Here is a 16,700-nt window from a genome sequence, read left to right on the forward strand (position 1 = left end):
GCGGGCGCTGTACCACAGCGCCCGCCCGCGATCGGCAACGCACCCCTACGAGGCCGCCGTGTTCCGGTTCATCGTCAGACGCCTGCTCCAGCTGATACCCACGCTGTTCGGGCTCTCCATTCTGCTGTTCATCTGGCTCCGCCGGCTGCCCGGCGGCCCCGAGACCGCCATTCTCGGCGAGCGGGGCACGCCCGAGATGCGCGCCGCGATCCGCCGAAACCTCGGCCTCGACGAGCCGATCCTGATCCAGTACGGCCGGTTCGTCCGACGGATGATCCGCCTCGACCTGGGCACGTCGATCTCGACCAAGCGCGAGGTGACCACGGAGTTCATCCAGCGCTTCCCCGGCACCGTCGAGCTGACCGTCACCGCGCTGGTGATCGCTATCGGTATCGGCATTCCGCTGGGCTACCTGGCCGCCCGCCGACGCGGTCAGTTCCTCGACCACGCTTCCGTCGGCGGGTCGCTTGTCGGCATCTGCATCCCGGTCTTCTTCCTGGCGTACATCCTCAAGGCGATCTTCTCGGAGAACCTCGGCTGGTTCCCGTCCAGCGGCCGGCAGGATCCGATCCTGGGCGCGACCCGGATCACCAACTTCTTCGTCCTTGACGGGCTGATGACCCGGGAGTGGGACGCCGCCGCCGATGCGCTCATGCATCTCGTGCTGCCGGGGGTGGCGCTGGCCAGCATCCCGTTGGCGATCATCGTCCGGATTACCAGGGCCAGCGTGCTCGAGGTGCTCAACGAGGACTTCGTGCGCACCGCAGAGGCGAAGGGCCTGACCGAGAACGTGGTTCGTCGCCGGCACGTGCTGCGCAACGCGATGCTCCCGGTGGCGACCTCGATCGGTCTGCTCACCGGCGGTCTGCTCTCCGGCGCGGTGCTCACCGAGACCGTCTTCGCGTTCAGCGGGATCGGTGCTTTCCTCGCCGACGCCATCAGCCAGCGCGACTATCCGGTCCTGATGGGCTTCATCATGATCATCGCGGTGGTCTACGTGCTGGTGAACCTGCTCGTCGACCTCTCGTACAGCCTGATCGACCCGAGGGTGAGGGTCCGGTGACGATCATCAGCGGGAAGAAGCGCGAGAAGATCGACCGGCTCGCCGAACTCGCCGCCCGGGAGGAGGAGCGAGGGGTCAGCCTCTGGCAGGACGCCTTCCGCCGGCTGCGACGTAACCCGGCTGCCATCGTCGGCGCGGTCATTCTGGCCATCTTCGTCCTGGTCGCGGTGATCGGCCCGTTCTTCGTGCCGTACGGCCCGACGGACACCATCGGCATCCGCGAGGGTGTGGTTCGGGTGGGGCAGGGCCTGATCCCGGGGCACTCGGCCGAGCACTGGCTCGGCTACGACCACCAGGGCCGGGACGTCTTCAGCCGGATGGTCGTCGGAGCCCGGCAGACCCTGCTGGTCGGCGTCGTCGCCACCATGATCGGTCTGGCCATCGGCGCGCTGATCGGTGGGGTCGCCGGCGCCGCCGCCGGCCTCGGCGGTCGCTGGGGCCGCTGGCTCGACACCACTCTGATGCGCTTCATCGACATGCTGCTGGCGCTGCCCAGCCTGCTGCTGGCGGTGAGCGTCGCCGCGCTGCTCGGGCCGAGCCTGACCACCGTGATGATCGCGGTCGGCATGGTCTCGGTGCCGGTCTTCGCCCGGCTGCTGCGCGGCTCGATGATCGTGCAGTCCAACAGCGACTACGTGCTGGCGGCCACCTCGCTCGGTGTACGCAAGTCGAAGATCGCGCTGGCCCACGTGCTGCCCAACTCGCTCGCCCCGGTCATCGTCCAGGCCACCCTCACCCTGGCCACCGCGATCATCGAGGCCGCCGCGCTGTCCTTCCTCGGCCTCGGCAACCCCGACTCGGCCACCCCCGAGTGGGGCGTGATGCTGGCCGACGCCCAGCAGTGGATCGGCATCCGACCCGCGCTGGCCATCTATCCGGCGGTCGCCATCATCATCACCGCACTCGGCTTCACGCTGCTCGGTGAGGCGATGCGTGAGGCGCTCGACCCGAAGCTGCGGAAGTAGGTTCTCTCCATGGCACTACTCGAGGTGGACGACCTCTCCGTCACCTTCGCGCGACGCGGTCAGCGGACCGTACGGGCCGTCGACGGGGTCTCCTTCTCCGTCGACGCGGGAGGCGTGGTCGGCCTGGTCGGCGAGTCCGGCTGCGGCAAGTCGGTGACCTCGTTGGCGATCATGGGGCTGCTGCCCAAGCAGCCTGGCCTGCGGGTCGGCGGCAAGGCGATGTTCGACGGCACCGACCTGCTCCGACTCGACGACCGGTCGCGGCGGGACATCCGGGGTCGGGACATCGCGATGATCTTCCAGGATCCGCTGTCGTCGCTTAACCCGGTCGTACCGATCGGTCTCCAGGTGACCGAGGTGCTGGCCCGGCACCGCGGCATGAAGGGTGACGCGGCTGCCAAGGAAGCCGCCCAACTGCTGGAAAGGGTGGGCATCCCCGACCCGAGGCGGCGGCTGAAGGAGTACCCCCACCAGCTCTCCGGCGGGATGCGCCAGCGTGCCCTGATCGCGATGGCGGTGGCCTGCCAGCCCCGGTTGCTGATCGCCGACGAGCCGACGACCGCCCTGGACGTCACCATCCAGGCGCAGATCCTGGAGTTGCTCAAGGACCTGGTCCGCGAATCCGGCACCGCGCTGGTGATGATCACGCACGACCTGGGCGTGGTGGCCGGCATGTGTGACACGGTCAACGTGCTCTACGGCGGTCGGGTGGTGGAGACCGCGCGACGGCGTCCGCTGTTCCGCGAGCCACGGCACCCGTACACCGTGGGGTTGCTCGCCTCGGTGCCGCGCCTGGACGCCGGACGCGGAGAGCGGCTCAACCCGATCCCCGGATCGGTGCGGGACCTGTTGCCCTGGCCGGAGGGTTGTGCCTTCGCTCCGCGCTGCACCCGCCAGCTGGATGTCTGCGTCGACGAACCGCCGGACCTGGTGCTCACCCACGACGGTCGTAGCTACCGTTGCGTCAACCCCGCCCCGCTGCCGGGCCTGACGCCCGCCGAGGAGGTCCGGAAAGTGGTTCCGGGACAGGCCGAACCGGGTTCGGTGCCGACGCAGGCGGTTCCCGACGACCCGCCGGTCGTACTGGGCCTGGCCCCTGCCCCCAGCGAGGAGGAGACGCCGTGACCGGGGACGACATCCTCGTCGAGGTACGAGACCTGAAGGTGCACTTCCCGATCAAGCGGGGGGTGCTGTTCGACCGGACGGTCGGCCACGTGAAGGCGGTCGACGGCGTCGACCTGCGCATCTCGCGTGGCAGGACGTACGGGTTGGTCGGCGAGTCGGGCTGCGGCAAGTCCACCCTCGGGCGGGCGTTGCTCCAGCTCACCCCGCCTACCGCTGGGGAGGTCAGTTTCGACGGGGTCGAGTTGACCAAGCTGGCACCCGGCAAGCTGCGCACGATGCGCCGTCGGATGCAGATGATCTTCCAAGATCCGATGTCCAGTCTCGACCCCCGGCAGAACGTCGAGTCGATCCTCACCGAGGGCCTACAGACGCACGGCATCGGCGGTGACCGGAACGGCCGGCGGAAGATCATCGCGGAGACGCTGGACAAGGTCGGTCTGCCGCGCTGGGCGCTGTCCCGCTACCCGCACGAGTTCTCCGGTGGCCAGCGTCAGCGCATCGGCATCGCCCGCGCGCTGGTGCTCGGGCCGGAACTGATCGTCGCCGACGAGCCGGTCTCCGCGCTGGACGTGTCGATCCAGGCCCAGGTGGTCAACCTGCTGGACGAGTTGCAGGACAACCTCGGCCTCACCTACCTGGTGATCGCGCACGACCTGGCGGTGGTCCGGCACATCTCCGACACGGTGGGCGTGATGTACCTGGGTGCGCTGGTCGAGGAGGCGCCGAGTGATCGGCTCTACACCGAGCCGCTGCACCCGTACACCCGGGCGTTGATGTCGGCGGTGCCGGTACCGGATCCGGATGTGGAGGACCGCCGTGAGCGGATCCTGCTCGCCGGTGACCTGCCCTCGCCGGCCAACCCTCCGGCGGGCTGCCGTTTCCACACCCGGTGCCCGTGGGCGCAACCCACCCGCTGCGCCGACGAACGGCCGGTGCTGCGGGAGATTGGCGCCAGCCGGGTCGCCTGCCACTGGACCGAGCAGATCGCCCGCGGCGAGTTCCGCCCGCACCAGGTTGGCGTGGAGGCCGTCCGCCCGGCGGGCGAGGGCGAGGAGCCAGACGTCGTCTCCGCACCGAGCGAACCCGGCTCGTTCGTCTGAGCAGGGCGGCTTGGTTCAGCCCTCGGGACGGTTCAGCAGGCCGACGGCGATGCCGTGCACCGTGTCCAGCGCGGCGGCGTCACCCAGCGGCGCCTTGCCGCCGGTGACCACGTACCACTCGTCGGCGTCCTTGTACTGCACGTGGAGGGTGACCTGCCCGTCGGCGAAGTCGGTGCGCAGGGTCAACTCGCCGGTGACCACGCCTACCTCGTCGGTCATCACCCCGCCGGGCCCCGGCACGACGTCCGTGGTCCGGCTCTGCGGACCGGTGGCGCCACCGGCGTCAGCGCTCATCCCGGCACCCGGTACCTGCACCTCGGCGGCGGCGGTGCCGTCGGCGGTCATCCCGGCCGTGGCCGGGCCGGGTGGCGACGGGTTTTCGGTGGCACCGGCGGCGGGACCGTCGGGCACGGTGCCACCGTCGGTGCCGGTTACGGCTTGCTCTCCCATGTGCAGCCCTCCAACATGTCGGCTAGCGCGGCCTTCTCGTCGCTGGTCACCGTAAGCCGCCAATGGTGCTTCACCGCCACCCAGTCACCGGCGTACTGACACCAGTACGACTGGTTCGGTGGTTTCCACTGGGACGGATCCTGGTCACCCTTTGCCCGGTTCGAGGACGCGGAAACCGCGAAGAGCTGCGGCCGGTCGAGGTCGTTGGCGAAGTTGCCGCGTGTCGTGTCGTCCCAGTCGTCGGCACCGGAACGCCAGGCGTTGGCCAGCGGAACCATGTGATCGATGTCCACGCTGGACGGGTCGGTGAAGGACCGCCCGTCGTAGACGCTCTCCCACCGGCCGCCCACCACGTTGCAGCCGGAATGCTGGATGTCCTTGCCGTCGCGCTCCAGCACGGTGTCCCGGACATCGCAGTTCTGGCCAGTTTTGCGCCAGTGTGAGAAATGACTGCGACTGTAGCCCCGCATCGAGTTGGCCTCGGCGACGGTGAGTTGGTCGAGCATCTGAGTGGCGGTTCCGCCGTCACTACTCGGCGGCGCCTCCGGCTCCTCCAGCGGGACGCAACCGGCAGCGCCGAGGGTCAGCACCGCGGCGAGCGCGAGCGCCCCCACGGCGCAGGGTCCTGATCTGGTACGCACAGACGACACCTCTCCAGCTTGCGGTCTTCCGGCGATCCCGCACAGTACCCGGGCGAGGTTTCGGCGTTTCGTGGTGTCTGACAGATGACGCACGGCAGATTGGTACCCATGCCTGAATCCGCGCACGCCCTCCGGCTGCGTAGCAGCGCCGGACGGGGCACTCTCGTCGCCGCCGTGTTCGCCTCCGGGATGGTCTTCCTGGACAGCACCGTGGTCAACGTGGCGCTGCCCCGCCTCGGCGCCGACCTCGACGCCTCCGTTGCCGACCTACAGTGGACGGTGAACGGCTACCTGCTCACCCTCGCGGCCTTCGTCCTGCTCGGTGGGGCGCTGGGCGACCGATTCGGGCGCCGGCGGATCTTCCTGCTCGGCGTGCTCTGGTTCACTCTCGCCTCCGTACTGTGCGGGCTGGCCCTGCGGACCGACTGGTTGGTGGCCGCGCGGTTCCTCCAGGGCGCGGGCGGCGCCCTGCTGACCCCGGGATCACTGTCGCTGCTCCAGGCCAGCTTCCATCCGGACGACCGGGCGAAGACCATCGGAGCGTGGTCCGGCCTGTCCGGCGTCTCGACCGCGCTCGGTCCGTTCATCGGCGGCTGGCTGATCGATGCGCTCTCCTGGCGGTGGATCTTTCTCCTGAACGTGCCGTTGGCCGTGCTCGTGGTGCTGGCAACCCTCCGCTGGGTGCCGGAGAGCCGGGACGAGAGCGTCTCCAGGACCCGGGGAGCGCGCCGGTTCGACGTTGCGGGAGCGCTGCTCGGTGCGCTCGGTCTGGCCGGCGTGACGTACGCCCTGGTCGACGCGCCCAGCCGGGGCCTGCGCTCGCCGGCCGTACTGGCGGCGGCGGTGGTCGCGCTGCTCGCGGCGGTGGTCTTCGTGCTCGTCGAGCGGCGGCGCGGCGAAGCCGCCATGCTGCCCACCGGCCTGTTCGGCAGCCGGCTGTTCTCGGTGCTGAACGTCTTCACCGTGCTGGTCTACGCCGCGCTCGGCGGGTTCACCTTCTTCATCGCCGTCTACCTGCAGAACGTGCTCGGCTGGTCGGCGCTGCTCACCGGCCTGGCGCTGCTGCCGATGACGGTGCTGCTGCTGATCGGCTCGCCCGGTGCCGGTGCGTTGTCCACGAGGATCGGACCACGGCTGCCGCTGACGGTCGGCCCGGTCCTGGCCGCCGCCGGCCTGTTGATGCTGCGTGAGGTCTCACCAGGTGCCTCGTACTGGAGTCAGGTGCTGCCCGGTGTGGCGCTGTTCGGGGCCGGGCTAACGCTGGTGGTGGCACCGCTGACGGCCTCGGTGCTGGCGGCGGTCGAGGACCGCTTCGCCGGGGTGGCGAGCGGCTTCAACAACGCCGCCTCCCGGGTCGGCGGCCTGCTGGCGGTGGCGGCCCTGCCGCTGCTGGTCGGCCTCACCGGCGCCGGCTACGAGCAGCCCGCCGAACTCACCGCCGCCTACCGTGGCGCGCTGCTCTGGTGCGCCGGACTGCTGCTGGCCGGCGCGGCCATCGCCGTCCTGCTGGTCCACCGTCCGGTCCGTCGGCCGCCGCCCGGCCAGCCCTGCCACTCGATGCCGGTCTCCACCCCGCGCTAACCCGGATGCAAGGGGGCCCCTTGATAGCAACGCCCACCGCGGCGTTGCTATCAAGGGGCCCTTCCCTGCAGCTCAGCGGCGGGCGCGGTTGACGGCGCTGGAGACCGCCTTGATGGAGGCGGTGACAATGTTGGCGTCCATGCCGACGCCCCAGACCGTCCGCCCCTCGACCTCGCACTCGACGTACGCGGCGGCCTGCGCGTCACCGCCGGAGGAGAGCGCGTGCTCGTGGTAGTCGAGCACGCGTACGCTCACGCCGGCCGAGCCGAGCGCGTTGACGTACGCGTCGATCGGGCCGTTGCCGATGGCGCTGACCGAGCGGGGCTGCCCGGCGACGGCGACCTGGGCGGTGATCTCGACCTTGCCGTCGGCGGTGCCGATGGCGTACCCGGCCAGGGTCACCGCCGGGTCGGCCTGGTGGTCGAGCAGGTACTGCCCGGCGAAGATCTGCCACATGGTGGCTGGCGAGACCTCACCGCCGTCGTGATCGGTGACGTCCTGCACCACGCCCGAGAACTCGATCTGGAGTCGGCGCGGCAGGTCGAGCTGGTGCTCGGTCTTCATGATGTACGCGACGCCGCCCTTGCCGGACTGCGAGTTGACCCGGATCACCGCCTCGTAGCTGCGGCCCAGATCCTTCGGGTCGATCGGCAGGTAGGGCACCGCCCAGGTGAACTGGTCGACCGGTGCCCCGGTCGTGGCCGCGTCGGCCTCCAGCGCGGCGAAGCCCTTGTTGATGGCGTCCTGGTGGGAGCCGGAGAAGGCGGTGTAGACGAGGTCGCCGGCGTACGGGTGGCGCTCGTGCACAGGCAGCTGGTTGCAGTACTCGACGGCCCGCTTGACCTCGTCGATGTCGGAGAAGTCGATCATCGGGTCGATGCCCTGGGAGAAGAGGTTCAGCCCCAGCGTCACCAGGTCGACGTTGCCGGTGCGCTCGCCGTTGCCGAACAGGCAGCCCTCGATCCGGTCGGCGCCGGCCAGCAGGCCCAGCTCGGCGGCGGCGACCCCGGTGCCCCGGTCGTTGTGCGGGTGCAGGCTGAGTACCAGGCTGTCGCGCCGCGGCAGGTGCCGGTGCATCCACTCGATCGAGTCGGCGTACACGTTCGGCATGGACATCTCGACGGTGGCCGGCAGGTTGACGATCAGCTTGCGGTCCGGGGTCGGGTCGACCACCTCGATGACCTTGGCGCAGACCTCCAGCGCGTACTCCAGCTCGGTGCCGGTGTACGACTCGGGCGAGTACTCGTAGTGGATCTGGGTGTCCGGGGTGTGGATCTCGGCGTACTTCTGGCACAGCCGGGCGCCGGTGGTGGCGATGTCGCTGATGCCGTCGCGGTCCAGCCCGAACACCACCCGGCGTTGCAAGGTGGAGGTGGAGTTGTAGAAGTGCACGATCGCCCGGTGGGCGCCGCGCAGCGAGGCGAAGGTCCGGTCGATCAGGTGTTCCCGGCACTGGGTCAGCACCTGGATCGTGACGTCGGCGGGGATCAGGTCCTGCTCGATGAGCTGCCGGACGAAGTCGAAGTCGGTCTGGCTGGCCGACGGGAAACCGACCTCGATCTCCTTGTATCCCATCTGCACCAGGAGCTGGAACATCCGGCGCTTGCGCTCCGGCGACATCGGGTCGATCAGCGCCTGGTTGCCGTCGCGCAGGTCGACCGCACACCAGCGCGGCGCGGCCCCGACCTGCCGGGTGGGCCAGCTGCGGTCGGGCAGGACGATCGGGAACTGTTGCTGGTACGGCTGGTACCGCTGGTACGGCATCCGACTGGGACGCTGTCGGGCGATGGGATCGGAGTCAACGTCGGTGGTGCCGGCTGGGTGAGCCATGGCGGAGTTCTCCTGTGGTCATGTGGTCAGCAGCGAAGCCCGGCAGCGATGCCGAGCAAGAGATCCGAGGCAGTGCTGGCGGCGCGGTTCGACTCCGCGACGAGGTGCCGGCCGTCAGGCCTCGTCGCGGCGACCAAGGAGAAGGTGCGCCTGCCACATGACAGAGTGACACTACGTGATGGGACGGCGTCTGGGAAGGTCGGCCCGGACTTTGGGACGAGGCTCGCGCGAGGCGGGCTCAGGCCGGAGAGTCTGCCCAGCTCATCACGAGTTCGGCCAGGGGCCGGCGGTGGCGCAGCGAGGTCTCGTCGGCCAGCAGGTCGGCCGGGAGGCTGAACGGATCGCCCAGTTGGCCGACCGCCACCACCACACACGGTCGCACGTCGCCGGGCAGGTCGAGATCGGCCACCAGGCCGCCTTCATCGAGGTCGGTCAACTGGCGGACGTGCAGTCCCAGCGCGGTTGCCTGGACGGTCAGGTGGGCCACCGCCTGGCCCAGGTCGTACGCCGCGTAGGGACTGCCGCCGTGCCGGTGCGCGGCGAGCAGCAGGACGCTGGCGCGCCCGGCCCACCGCTGCTCGCCCGGCGGCAGGTTGACCAGGATCCGCTTGTAGGTCTCGTCCTCACGGTGCCCCACCGCGAATCGCCAGGGCTGCCGGTTGCCGACCGATGGCGCCCATCGGGCGGCCTCCAGCAGCGTCGCCGTCTCGGCCTGGGTCAGTTCCGCGACCGGATCGAAGGACCGGGGGCTCCAGCGGAACGCGAGTAGCGGGGTGAGGTCGGTCATGCGAAAAGCGTCCCGTATGGGCGGATTTAGTGGCGAGTCGGGGGTGGCAAGGTGTGGGATAAAACACCCGTAACCGGACTTATTGTCAGAAGGTTGCCACGTCCGGCCCGGCTGTGCCGGGTTCTGCTTCGCCCGGCACGGCGCCGCCCGGCACGGACGGGTCCACAGGTGGCGCCGCCATGCCCAGCGGCTCGCCGTCCACCACCGGGCCGGCGAGCTGCACGGTGGTCGGTGCCGGCTCGGGCGGCGCGGCCAGCGTCAGCGTGCCGAACACGGCTCGTACCGCCGTCGGCGTACCGTCGGTGTCGAAGCAGTAGATGCCCACGTCCAGCGGCGAGTTGATCGAGGCGACCGTGGTCTCCACCGAGTAGCAGCTGCCGGTCGCCTCGGGCGGTGCCATGGCCGGCGAGACCGACAGCGGGGCACGCCGGTCGGTCAGCACCTTGAGCCAGTCGGTGAACGGATGCTGCACCCGAGGGTCGAGCCGCCGTGGCAGCGTGTCGTCGCGCTCGCCGAGGCGTACACAACTGGCCGGCTCGGGCCTGGTCGCCGACGGCAGCCCGCACTGGAACAGTCCGTCGTTCGTCGCCGCGAGCGAGATGTCGGCCGTGCCTCCGAGCGCGCCCGCCGGTACGTCGATCCGCCAGCTGTCGTCATTCGCGCTGGTGAAGACGATCAGCCGGTCAGCGCTGCCGTCAACCCGCAGGGTGTACCGGGCGACCAGGTGCCGATCCTGGGCGGCGGCGGCGAGGGCGGCCAGTTCGTCACGGGCCGCATCCAGCGCGGCGGGGCGGGGCGCGGCGCTCGGCTGCCGTTCGGGGCTGGCGGGCGGCGGGGCTGAGCAGCCGGTCAACAGGACGAGCAGCGCGATCGGCGTGGTCAGCGGGCGGGCCGGATGGTGGACGGGGCGCACCCGGCCATTCTGGGTGCTGGACCGGCTTTCGGACACCCCCGGAAAGGGCGGCATCGCCCGCGTGTCGCACACCACCCGCGCCGCGGCCGTCGGCCGGATCGTGGGATCACCTGACCCTGCGGTCAGAGCCGCCCGATACCCTGAGGTCGTCCGACCCGCGCCGCCGGCCACGGTACCGGCGGCGTCGGCACGCGCAGCCCGGTGCCGGCGGCGTCGGCACGCTCAGGGCAACCGGGAGGGAGTGCGCCGTCGTGGCACTCGTGGTGCAGAAGTACGGCGGATCCTCCGTCGCCAACGCCGAGCGGATCAAGCGGGTGGCCGAGCGCATCGTCGCCGCCCGTAAGGCCGGCGACGACGTGGTGGTGGTGGTTTCCGCGATGGGCGACACCACCGACGAGCTGCTCGACCTGGCCAACCAGGTCAGTCCGTTGCCGCCGGGACGAGAACTGGACATGCTGCTCACCGCCGGCGAGCGGATCTCGATGGCGCTGCTGGCCATGGCGATCCACAACCTGGGGTACGAAGCCCGCTCGTTCACCGGTTCGCAGGCAGGCGTGATCACCACCTCGGTGCACGGCCGGGCGCGGATCATCGACGTCACACCGGGACGGCTCAAGGGCGCGCTGGACGAGGGTGCCGTCGTCATCGTCGCCGGGTTTCAGGGCGTCTCACAGGACACCAAGGACGTCACCACGTTGGGCCGGGGCGGTTCGGACACCACCGCGGTGGCGCTGGCCGCGGCGCTGCACGCGGACGTGTGTGAGATCTACACCGACGTGGACGGGGTCTTCACCGCCGATCCGCGGATCGTTCCGAACGCCCGACACATCAAGCACATCACCTACGAGGAGATGCTGGAGCTGGCCGCCTGCGGCGCGAAGGTGCTGCACCTGCGTAGCGTGGAGTACGCCCGTCGGGCGGGGCTGCCGATCCACGTCCGTTCGTCATACTCGACCAACACCGGCACCATGGTCACCGGATCGATAGAGGAGCTTCTCGTGGAGCAGGCGCTGATCACCGGGGTTGCCCACGACCGCAGCGAAGCCAAGATCACCATCGTCGGGGTGCCCGACGAGCCGGGCGCCGCCGCCAGCATCTTCGACACCGTCGCGGGTGCCGAGATCAACATAGACATGATCGTGCAGAACGTCTCCACCGAGGGCACCGGCCGCACCGACATCTCGTTCACCTTGCCCAAGACCGACGGGCCGACCGCCATGGCCGCGCTGAGCAAGATCCAGGAGGGGGTCAACTTCAAGGGCCTGCTCTACGACGACCACGTCGGCAAGGTCTCCCTGATCGGCGCGGGGATGCGGTCCCACCCGGGGGTTGCTGCCGGTTTCTTCGCCGCACTCGGCCAGGCCGGGGTGAACATCGAGATGATCTCCACCTCGGAGATCCGGGTCTCGGTGGTCTGCCGCGACACGGACCTCGACGCGGCGGTCCGCGCCATCCACCAGGCATTCGATCTCGGCGGCGACACCGAGGCCGTGGTGTACGCGGGGACGGGGCGGTAGCGCGGGTGACCGGCCTGCCCACCCTGGCCGTGGTCGGGGCGACAGGGGCCGTCGGAACGGTGATGTGTGAGCTGCTCACCGGCCGCCGCAATGTCTGGGGCGAGATCCGCCTGCTGGCCTCCGAGCGGTCGGCCGGGCGCAAGGTCCACTGCCGGGGCGAGGAGCTGACCGTCCAGACGCTCACCGAGCAGGCGCTGGACGGCGTCGACGTGGCGATGTTCGACGTGCCGGACGAGGTCTCCGCGCACTGGGCGCCGATCGCGGTGAGCCGAGGCGCCGTCGTGGTGGACAACTCCGCTGCCTTCCGGATGGACCGGGACGTCCCGCTGGTGGTACCGGAGATCAATCCTGAGCAGTTGGGCAACCGCCCACGGGGCATCGTTGCCAACGCCAACTGCACCACCCTTGCCATGATCGTCGCGGTCGCCCCGCTGCATCGCGAGTACGGCCTGCGTGAACTCGTGCTCGCCTCCTACCAGGCGGTCTCCGGCGCGGGTCAGGTGGGCGCGGACGTCCTGCACGACCAACTGACCAAGGTGGCCGGCGATCGGCTGCTCGGTTCGCGTACCGGCGATGTGCGTCAGGCCGTCGGTGACGACCTCGGCCCGTTCCCCGCCCCGCTGGCACTCAACGTGGTGCCCTGGGCCGGTTCGTTGGCCGAACTCGGCTGGTCGTCCGAGGAGATGAAGGTACGCAACGAGTCGCGGAAGATCCTCGGTCTGCCCGACCTCAAGGTCTCCGCGACCTGCGTACGGGTGCCCGTGGTGACCGGGCACTCGGTCGCGGTGCACGCCGTCTTCGCCACCGAGATCGAGGCCGAGGCAGCCCGGGGTGTGCTGCGCGACGCGCCCGGGGTGATCGTCGTCGACGACCCGGCGGCCGGTGAGTTCCCCATGCCGATCGACGTGGTCGGCACCGATCCCTCCTGGGTCGGGCGGGTCCGCCGCGCGCTCGACGATCCGCGCGCACTGGACTTCTTCGTCACTGGCGACAACCTCCGCAAGGGTGCCGCCCTGAACACCGCCCAGATCGCCGAACTCCTGGCCAAAGACCTCACCCGCTAGGCGGCGGAGAGGTGGACGCCGTCGCGGCCTTGGCGCTTGACGGCGTAGAGAGCCTGGTCGGCGCGGCGCAGGGTCAGCTCGGGTGACTCGCCCGGGTGGGGGAGGGCCACTCCGACGCTGATCGTCCGGCCGATCCGGCGGGCCGCCGCGGTGAGTCTCTCGGCAACCCGTACGGCCTCGTCGGGGCGGCCCACCTCGATCACCGCGACGAACTCGTCCCCGCCGATCCGGTACAGCTCGTCGCCCTGGCGAAGCGCCCCCTCCAACGCCCGGGCAAGGTCAATCAGCACCCGGTCGCCCGCCTGGTGGCCGTAGGTGTCGTTGACGGTCTTGAAACCGTCCACGTCGATCGCCAGCAGGGCGGTTCGCCCGGGAGTCACGGAGGCGATCCGCTGCCCGAACGGGCCGGTGTGCCGCAGTCCGGTCAACGGGTCCGAGCTGGCCTGCTCCCGAAGTCGATCCAGGGTGCGCAGCCGGTCCAGGCAGCCCCACGCCTGGCCGGCCAGCAACTCCATCAGGTTGACCGTGGTCGGATCCGGTCGTAGTAGCCGCTCGTCGGCGACCAGCAGCACCCCACCCCGTTCGGGCGGCCCGAACGGTACCGCCACCAGCGTGCCCACCCCGGCCCGGACCAGCGGCTCGTGTTCGGCGGTGGGTGGGTGGCCGGACTCGCCGAGGGTGTAACCGGCGCCATAGCGGTGCGCCCGGTCGATGATGCTCCCCAGCGCCAGCCGGCCCACCTCGCCCAGTTCGGCACGTACCCGCGTCTCAAGTCCGCCGGGGGCAACCATCGGTGCGCCGAGTCGGGGGCCGCCACGACCGCCGAGCAGCAGAACGGCCGCAGCGAGGGTGGACACGTCCCGGGCCGCCGCGATGGCAGCCCCCATCAGGTCCCACTCGGTGGTGGCGGCGGCCATCGCGGAGGCGTGCCGGAGCAACTTCTCGCTGCGGCTCTCCGCCGGTCCGCCGAGCGCCACGATTCCGGTGCCCAGGCGGGCCGCGACGCGCTCGGCGACCACCTGCCAGGACAGCAGGTCGGCCGGGCCGGTCCACTGCAGGTCGAGTACCCCGATCGCCCGGCCGGCCGGATCCAGCACCGGTACGCACAGCTCGGCGGTGACGTCGGGGCGTACCGGGATGTGGTCGGCGTCGGCCTCGACATCCGGGACGACGGCCGGCTCTCCGCCGGTGTAGACCCGGCCGACGATCCCGGCGTCCGGTGCCACGGTGGCGAAGACCTGCCAGGATCCGGTGGCGGCGACGCAGCGGAGCCGGCCGTGGACGTGCAGCAGGATGGCGATGGTGGCAGGGGTGTAGCGGGCGAGGACGCTGACGGCCGCCTCGCACGCCTCCGTGACGGTCGACGCCATGGGCAGCCGGACCGTCACATCACGAACGACCTTCTGGTGATCCACTCGCACGTCGTTCCAGGTAGGGATCCGTTCCCGGTGGCGCCGGGTCGCTGATCAAGCGTACTCACGCCGACCTGTGAGCAACCTGAATCGTACACATGTGCTATCCACAGGCTGTGGATGTGGCCTGTGGGGCCGCGCGGGGACGGCACCGGCCCGGCAGGTGGCCTCAGCCCTCGATCGACGGGCGGTCGGCGTTGAGGTGGAACGCGCGCTCCTCGGCCTCCTGCCGGGCCACGATGAAGTCGCGCTGCCAGTCCTGAGCGTCGTCCGGGATGCGCGCTACCACGTGCTCACCGTGTACCCGGCCGTCCGCGTCGGCAAGGGTGACCCCGACGACGGTGTGCCCGCGCCCCGGTATGGCGTAGTGGCGCACCGCCCAGCGGGCGGAAAGCTGCGAGGTTTGGCGTCGGCGTCGGGCGCTGGCCGTCATGGCCACGAAGACCAGCAGGACAGCGGTCAGCACGATGATGAAGACGGCCAGGAACGCGATGATCCGCACCCGCCCGAGGCTACCGGGCGTGGTGCCGCCGTGCACCGTGCGGAGACGGGCAGCCCAGGGCCGGTCTCCGTTTCCGAGGATCTCGACCGGCGACCGCCTGAAGCGGTCGGCGGCGGTCCTTCGGTTCGGGAGATGGTGAAACACTTACATCTTGTCCGTTTTATAGCAGATTATGGCTAATCGTGGATAGGGTCGATCTGCCTTCTCGATGGCCGGGAGGGCCTGATCGAGTAGAGGCGAAAAACGTGAGAGTAATTCGGCGAATTTCTGCCACCGGAGCGATAGCGGTCGCCGTCGGTGCCGTAGCGCTGTCCAGCGCGGCCCCGGCGCTCGCCGCGCCCGGCGATGCCAGCGCCCGTGGCGTCGTGGTCGACCTGTCCGCATCCGTGGCCGGTGTTCCCGTGATCACGGCCGACGTGGTCATCGGAAGTGCGACCGCGCCCGCTGGAGGCGGCACGGACACCGACACCGCTCTGGCGATCACCATCCCGGGCGCCGTGGGCGTGACGGCCTCGGGCACGGTCGTCGAGGTAAGCGCAACCCGGGACGAGACGGCTTCATCGGCCAACGCCGAGATCGCCGACCTGGCCCTGGCCATCCTCGGAACCCCCGTCATCGACGCCGAGGTGATCACCGCGGCGGTCAACTGCCCGCAGACCGGCGCGCAGACAGCGGACACCACCCTCACCGGGCTGGAACTATTCGGCGTGCCGATCGAGCTGGTGCCAAACGCCCCCGGCGTCACCGCGAGTGCCGCGGTCGTGGTCCCCGGCCTGATCGACGCCGAACTGGTCGCCACGCTGACCAACGTCGAAACCGTCACCGAGGACGGTGCCGTTGCCATCGCCGTGCAGGCGACCCTGCGATTGACCGGCAGCATCATCGGCGGGCCGCTGCTGGACATCCCCGTCGGCACCGTCATCGTCGCCGAGGCGCGCTGCGAACGCCCGCTCGGCCCTTCACCTACCCCGACGCCGACGCCGACGCCGACGCCGACGCCGACGGCGTCGCCCACCGTTGACCCGACCCAACCACCGACGGTCAGCCCCAGCCCGACCCTTCCCGTGACCGGAACCGACCCGACCCAGCTGTGGTGGCTGTTCGGTATCGGCGCCGCCATGGTGACCCTAGGTGGCATTGCCTCGCTGATCCTGCGCCGGGACAGCGCGTCCTGAGGCAGGACGCCAGCACTCTGAAGTAGCTCACCGCGAGGGGTTTCCGGCCGACCGGCCGGGAACCCCTCGCTGCTCATCCGGGCCGCTCGTCCGCCGTCAGGTCGCCGACGTCCGACGGAACCGGCGGCACGAGAACTGCCAGCGGCGGAACCTGATCGGCCAGCTCCGAGTTGGGCACGGCAGAAAGCCAGGTGAGCTATCCTCACCTGGCTTTCTGCATCTCGGTCGGGGTGGCCGGATTCGAACCGACGACCTCTTCTTACCGTCAGTAACGATCGCTGTCTTGTCGTTGGTTGTCGATTCTTGTCGTTGACCTGCTAGAACATGAGACCGCAGTGATCGTGGTTTGTCGCTGAATGTCGATGCTTGGCAGGGGTTTTCGGGGGGTAAACGGGGGCTTCATCGCCGGTACCCGGTGCCCGGTGCGAGCCGGATCTTGGCACCGGTTGGCGCGCCGGTCCTGGTCCCCGGGCTCGACGATCTGCTGCTCATCCTTCGCAGTGGCGGTCCCGTGCTAGTGTCCTGAGTCGTTAATTCGGCCGCTGATAGTAGGCTGTCGGGGTGGCTGGTCGTCC

At 70.1% G+C, this 16,700-nt stretch carries 15 protein-coding genes; 8 read left to right on the forward strand and 7 right to left on the reverse strand.

Annotation, left to right across the window (positions count from 1 at the left end; translation table 11 throughout):
- Window positions 1-58 precede the first annotated feature (58 nt).
- Genes ACFHWY_RS22865 through ACFHWY_RS22880 form a run of 4 tightly spaced genes read left to right on the forward strand, consistent with a single transcriptional unit; the run spans window position 59 to window position 4,253 of the window.
- Window positions 59-1,063 carry an ABC transporter permease gene (locus ACFHWY_RS22865; protein WP_416582294.1) on the forward strand — a complete coding sequence of 335 codons (1,005 nt, stop codon included), beginning with the start codon at window positions 59-61 and terminating at the stop codon, window positions 1,061-1,063.
- Entirely contained in the window at window positions 1,060-2,028 is a 969-nt protein-coding gene (locus ACFHWY_RS22870; RefSeq protein ID WP_416582295.1) for an ABC transporter permease, read from the forward strand. Before ACFHWY_RS22865 ends, ACFHWY_RS22870 begins: the two co-directional genes overlap by 4 nt.
- Before the next feature lie 9 nt (window positions 2,029-2,037).
- Entirely contained in the window at window positions 2,038-3,153 is a 1,116-nt protein-coding gene (locus ACFHWY_RS22875; protein ID WP_416582296.1) for an ABC transporter ATP-binding protein, read from the forward strand.
- Complete coding sequence (locus ACFHWY_RS22880) at window positions 3,150-4,253, forward strand: ABC transporter ATP-binding protein (protein WP_416582297.1); 1,104 nt, start codon at window positions 3,150-3,152, stop codon at window positions 4,251-4,253. Before ACFHWY_RS22875 ends, ACFHWY_RS22880 begins: the two co-directional genes overlap by 4 nt.
- A 15-nt stretch (window positions 4,254-4,268) precedes the next feature.
- On the opposite strand, the gene ACFHWY_RS22885 is transcribed toward ACFHWY_RS22880, so the two are convergent.
- A complete protein-coding gene (locus ACFHWY_RS22885; protein WP_416582298.1) occupies window positions 4,269-4,703 on the reverse strand; it encodes a hypothetical protein in 435 nt (144 codons plus the stop codon).
- Entirely contained in the window at window positions 4,685-5,344 is a 660-nt protein-coding gene (locus ACFHWY_RS22890; RefSeq protein WP_416582299.1) for an HNH endonuclease family protein, read from the reverse strand. Before ACFHWY_RS22890 ends, ACFHWY_RS22885 begins: the two co-directional genes overlap by 19 nt.
- A gap of 108 nt (window positions 5,345-5,452) precedes the next feature.
- On the opposite strand from ACFHWY_RS22890, the gene ACFHWY_RS22895 reads away from it, so the two are divergent.
- The gene (locus ACFHWY_RS22895) at window positions 5,453-6,925 is read left to right on the forward strand and encodes an MFS transporter (RefSeq protein ID WP_416582300.1); all 1,473 of its coding nucleotides are present in this window, start codon (window positions 5,453-5,455) and stop codon (window positions 6,923-6,925) included.
- Window positions 6,926-6,997: 72 nt separating this feature from the next.
- Here the strand turns inward: ACFHWY_RS22895 and leuA are convergent, their stop codons facing one another.
- The 3 genes from leuA to ACFHWY_RS22910 form a co-directional block, all read right to left on the reverse strand.
- Window positions 6,998-8,755 (reverse strand): 2-isopropylmalate synthase, encoded by a 1,758-nt coding sequence (gene leuA / locus ACFHWY_RS22900; RefSeq protein ID WP_416582301.1) that lies wholly within the window; start codon window positions 8,753-8,755, stop codon window positions 6,998-7,000.
- A gap of 238 nt (window positions 8,756-8,993) precedes the next feature.
- The gene (locus ACFHWY_RS22905; protein ID WP_416582302.1) at window positions 8,994-9,542 is read right to left on the reverse strand and encodes a nitroreductase family protein; all 549 of its coding nucleotides are present in this window, start codon (window positions 9,540-9,542) and stop codon (window positions 8,994-8,996) included.
- 85 nt (window positions 9,543-9,627) lie between these two features.
- Window positions 9,628-10,455 carry a hypothetical protein gene (locus ACFHWY_RS22910; protein WP_416582303.1) on the reverse strand — a complete coding sequence of 276 codons (828 nt, stop codon included), beginning with the start codon at window positions 10,453-10,455 and terminating at the stop codon, window positions 9,628-9,630.
- Between the two features lie 251 nt (window positions 10,456-10,706).
- On the opposite strand from ACFHWY_RS22910, the gene ACFHWY_RS22915 reads away from it, so the two are divergent.
- Both ACFHWY_RS22915 and ACFHWY_RS22920 read left to right on the forward strand, forming a co-directional pair.
- A complete protein-coding gene (locus ACFHWY_RS22915; RefSeq protein WP_416582304.1) occupies window positions 10,707-11,972 on the forward strand; it encodes an aspartate kinase in 1,266 nt (421 codons plus the stop codon).
- A gap of 5 nt (window positions 11,973-11,977) precedes the next feature.
- A complete protein-coding gene (locus ACFHWY_RS22920; protein ID WP_416582305.1) occupies window positions 11,978-13,036 on the forward strand; it encodes an aspartate-semialdehyde dehydrogenase in 1,059 nt (352 codons plus the stop codon).
- Here the strand turns inward: ACFHWY_RS22920 and ACFHWY_RS22925 are convergent.
- Both ACFHWY_RS22925 and ACFHWY_RS22930 read right to left on the reverse strand, forming a co-directional pair.
- On the reverse strand, window positions 13,033-14,406 hold the full coding sequence (locus ACFHWY_RS22925; RefSeq protein ID WP_416582309.1) for a diguanylate cyclase: 1,374 nt from the start codon (window positions 14,404-14,406) through the stop codon (window positions 13,033-13,035). The genes ACFHWY_RS22920 and ACFHWY_RS22925 overlap by 4 nt on opposite strands.
- A 211-nt stretch (window positions 14,407-14,617) precedes the next feature.
- On the reverse strand, window positions 14,618-14,950 hold the full coding sequence (locus tag ACFHWY_RS22930) for a resistance to Congo red protein (protein WP_416582306.1): 333 nt from the start codon (window positions 14,948-14,950) through the stop codon (window positions 14,618-14,620).
- 245 nt (window positions 14,951-15,195) lie between these two features.
- Between ACFHWY_RS22930 and ACFHWY_RS22935 the strand changes: the two genes are divergently transcribed.
- Window positions 15,196-16,125, forward strand: coding sequence for a hypothetical protein (locus ACFHWY_RS22935; protein WP_416582307.1), 930 nt, complete (start codon window positions 15,196-15,198; stop codon window positions 16,123-16,125).
- The last annotated feature ends 575 nt before the right edge of the window (window positions 16,126-16,700 follow it).

It is taken from the genome of Micromonospora sp. LOL_024, assembly GCF_048060415.1.
Taxonomy (GTDB): domain Bacteria; phylum Actinomycetota; class Actinomycetes; order Mycobacteriales; family Micromonosporaceae; genus Micromonospora.

What these genes read in the sequence shown, in the direction of transcription:
- leuA (WP_416582301.1), bottom strand. Translation starts at nt 8,755, where the DNA reads ATGGCTCACCCAGCCGGCACCACCGACGTTGACTCCGATCCCATCGCC.
- ACFHWY_RS22905 (WP_416582302.1), bottom strand. Translation starts at nt 9,542, where the DNA reads ATGACCGACCTCACCCCGCTACTCGCGTTCCGCTGGAGCCCCCGGTCC.
- ACFHWY_RS22895 (WP_416582300.1), top strand. Translation starts at nt 5,453, where the DNA reads ATGCCTGAATCCGCGCACGCCCTCCGGCTGCGTAGCAGCGCCGGACGG.
- ACFHWY_RS22875 (WP_416582296.1), top strand. Translation starts at nt 2,038, where the DNA reads ATGGCACTACTCGAGGTGGACGACCTCTCCGTCACCTTCGCGCGACGC.
- ACFHWY_RS22925 (WP_416582309.1), bottom strand. Translation starts at nt 14,406, where the DNA reads ATGGCGTCGACCGTCACGGAGGCGTGCGAGGCGGCCGTCAGCGTCCTC.
- ACFHWY_RS22885 (WP_416582298.1), bottom strand. Translation starts at nt 4,703, where the DNA reads ATGGGAGAGCAAGCCGTAACCGGCACCGACGGTGGCACCGTGCCCGAC.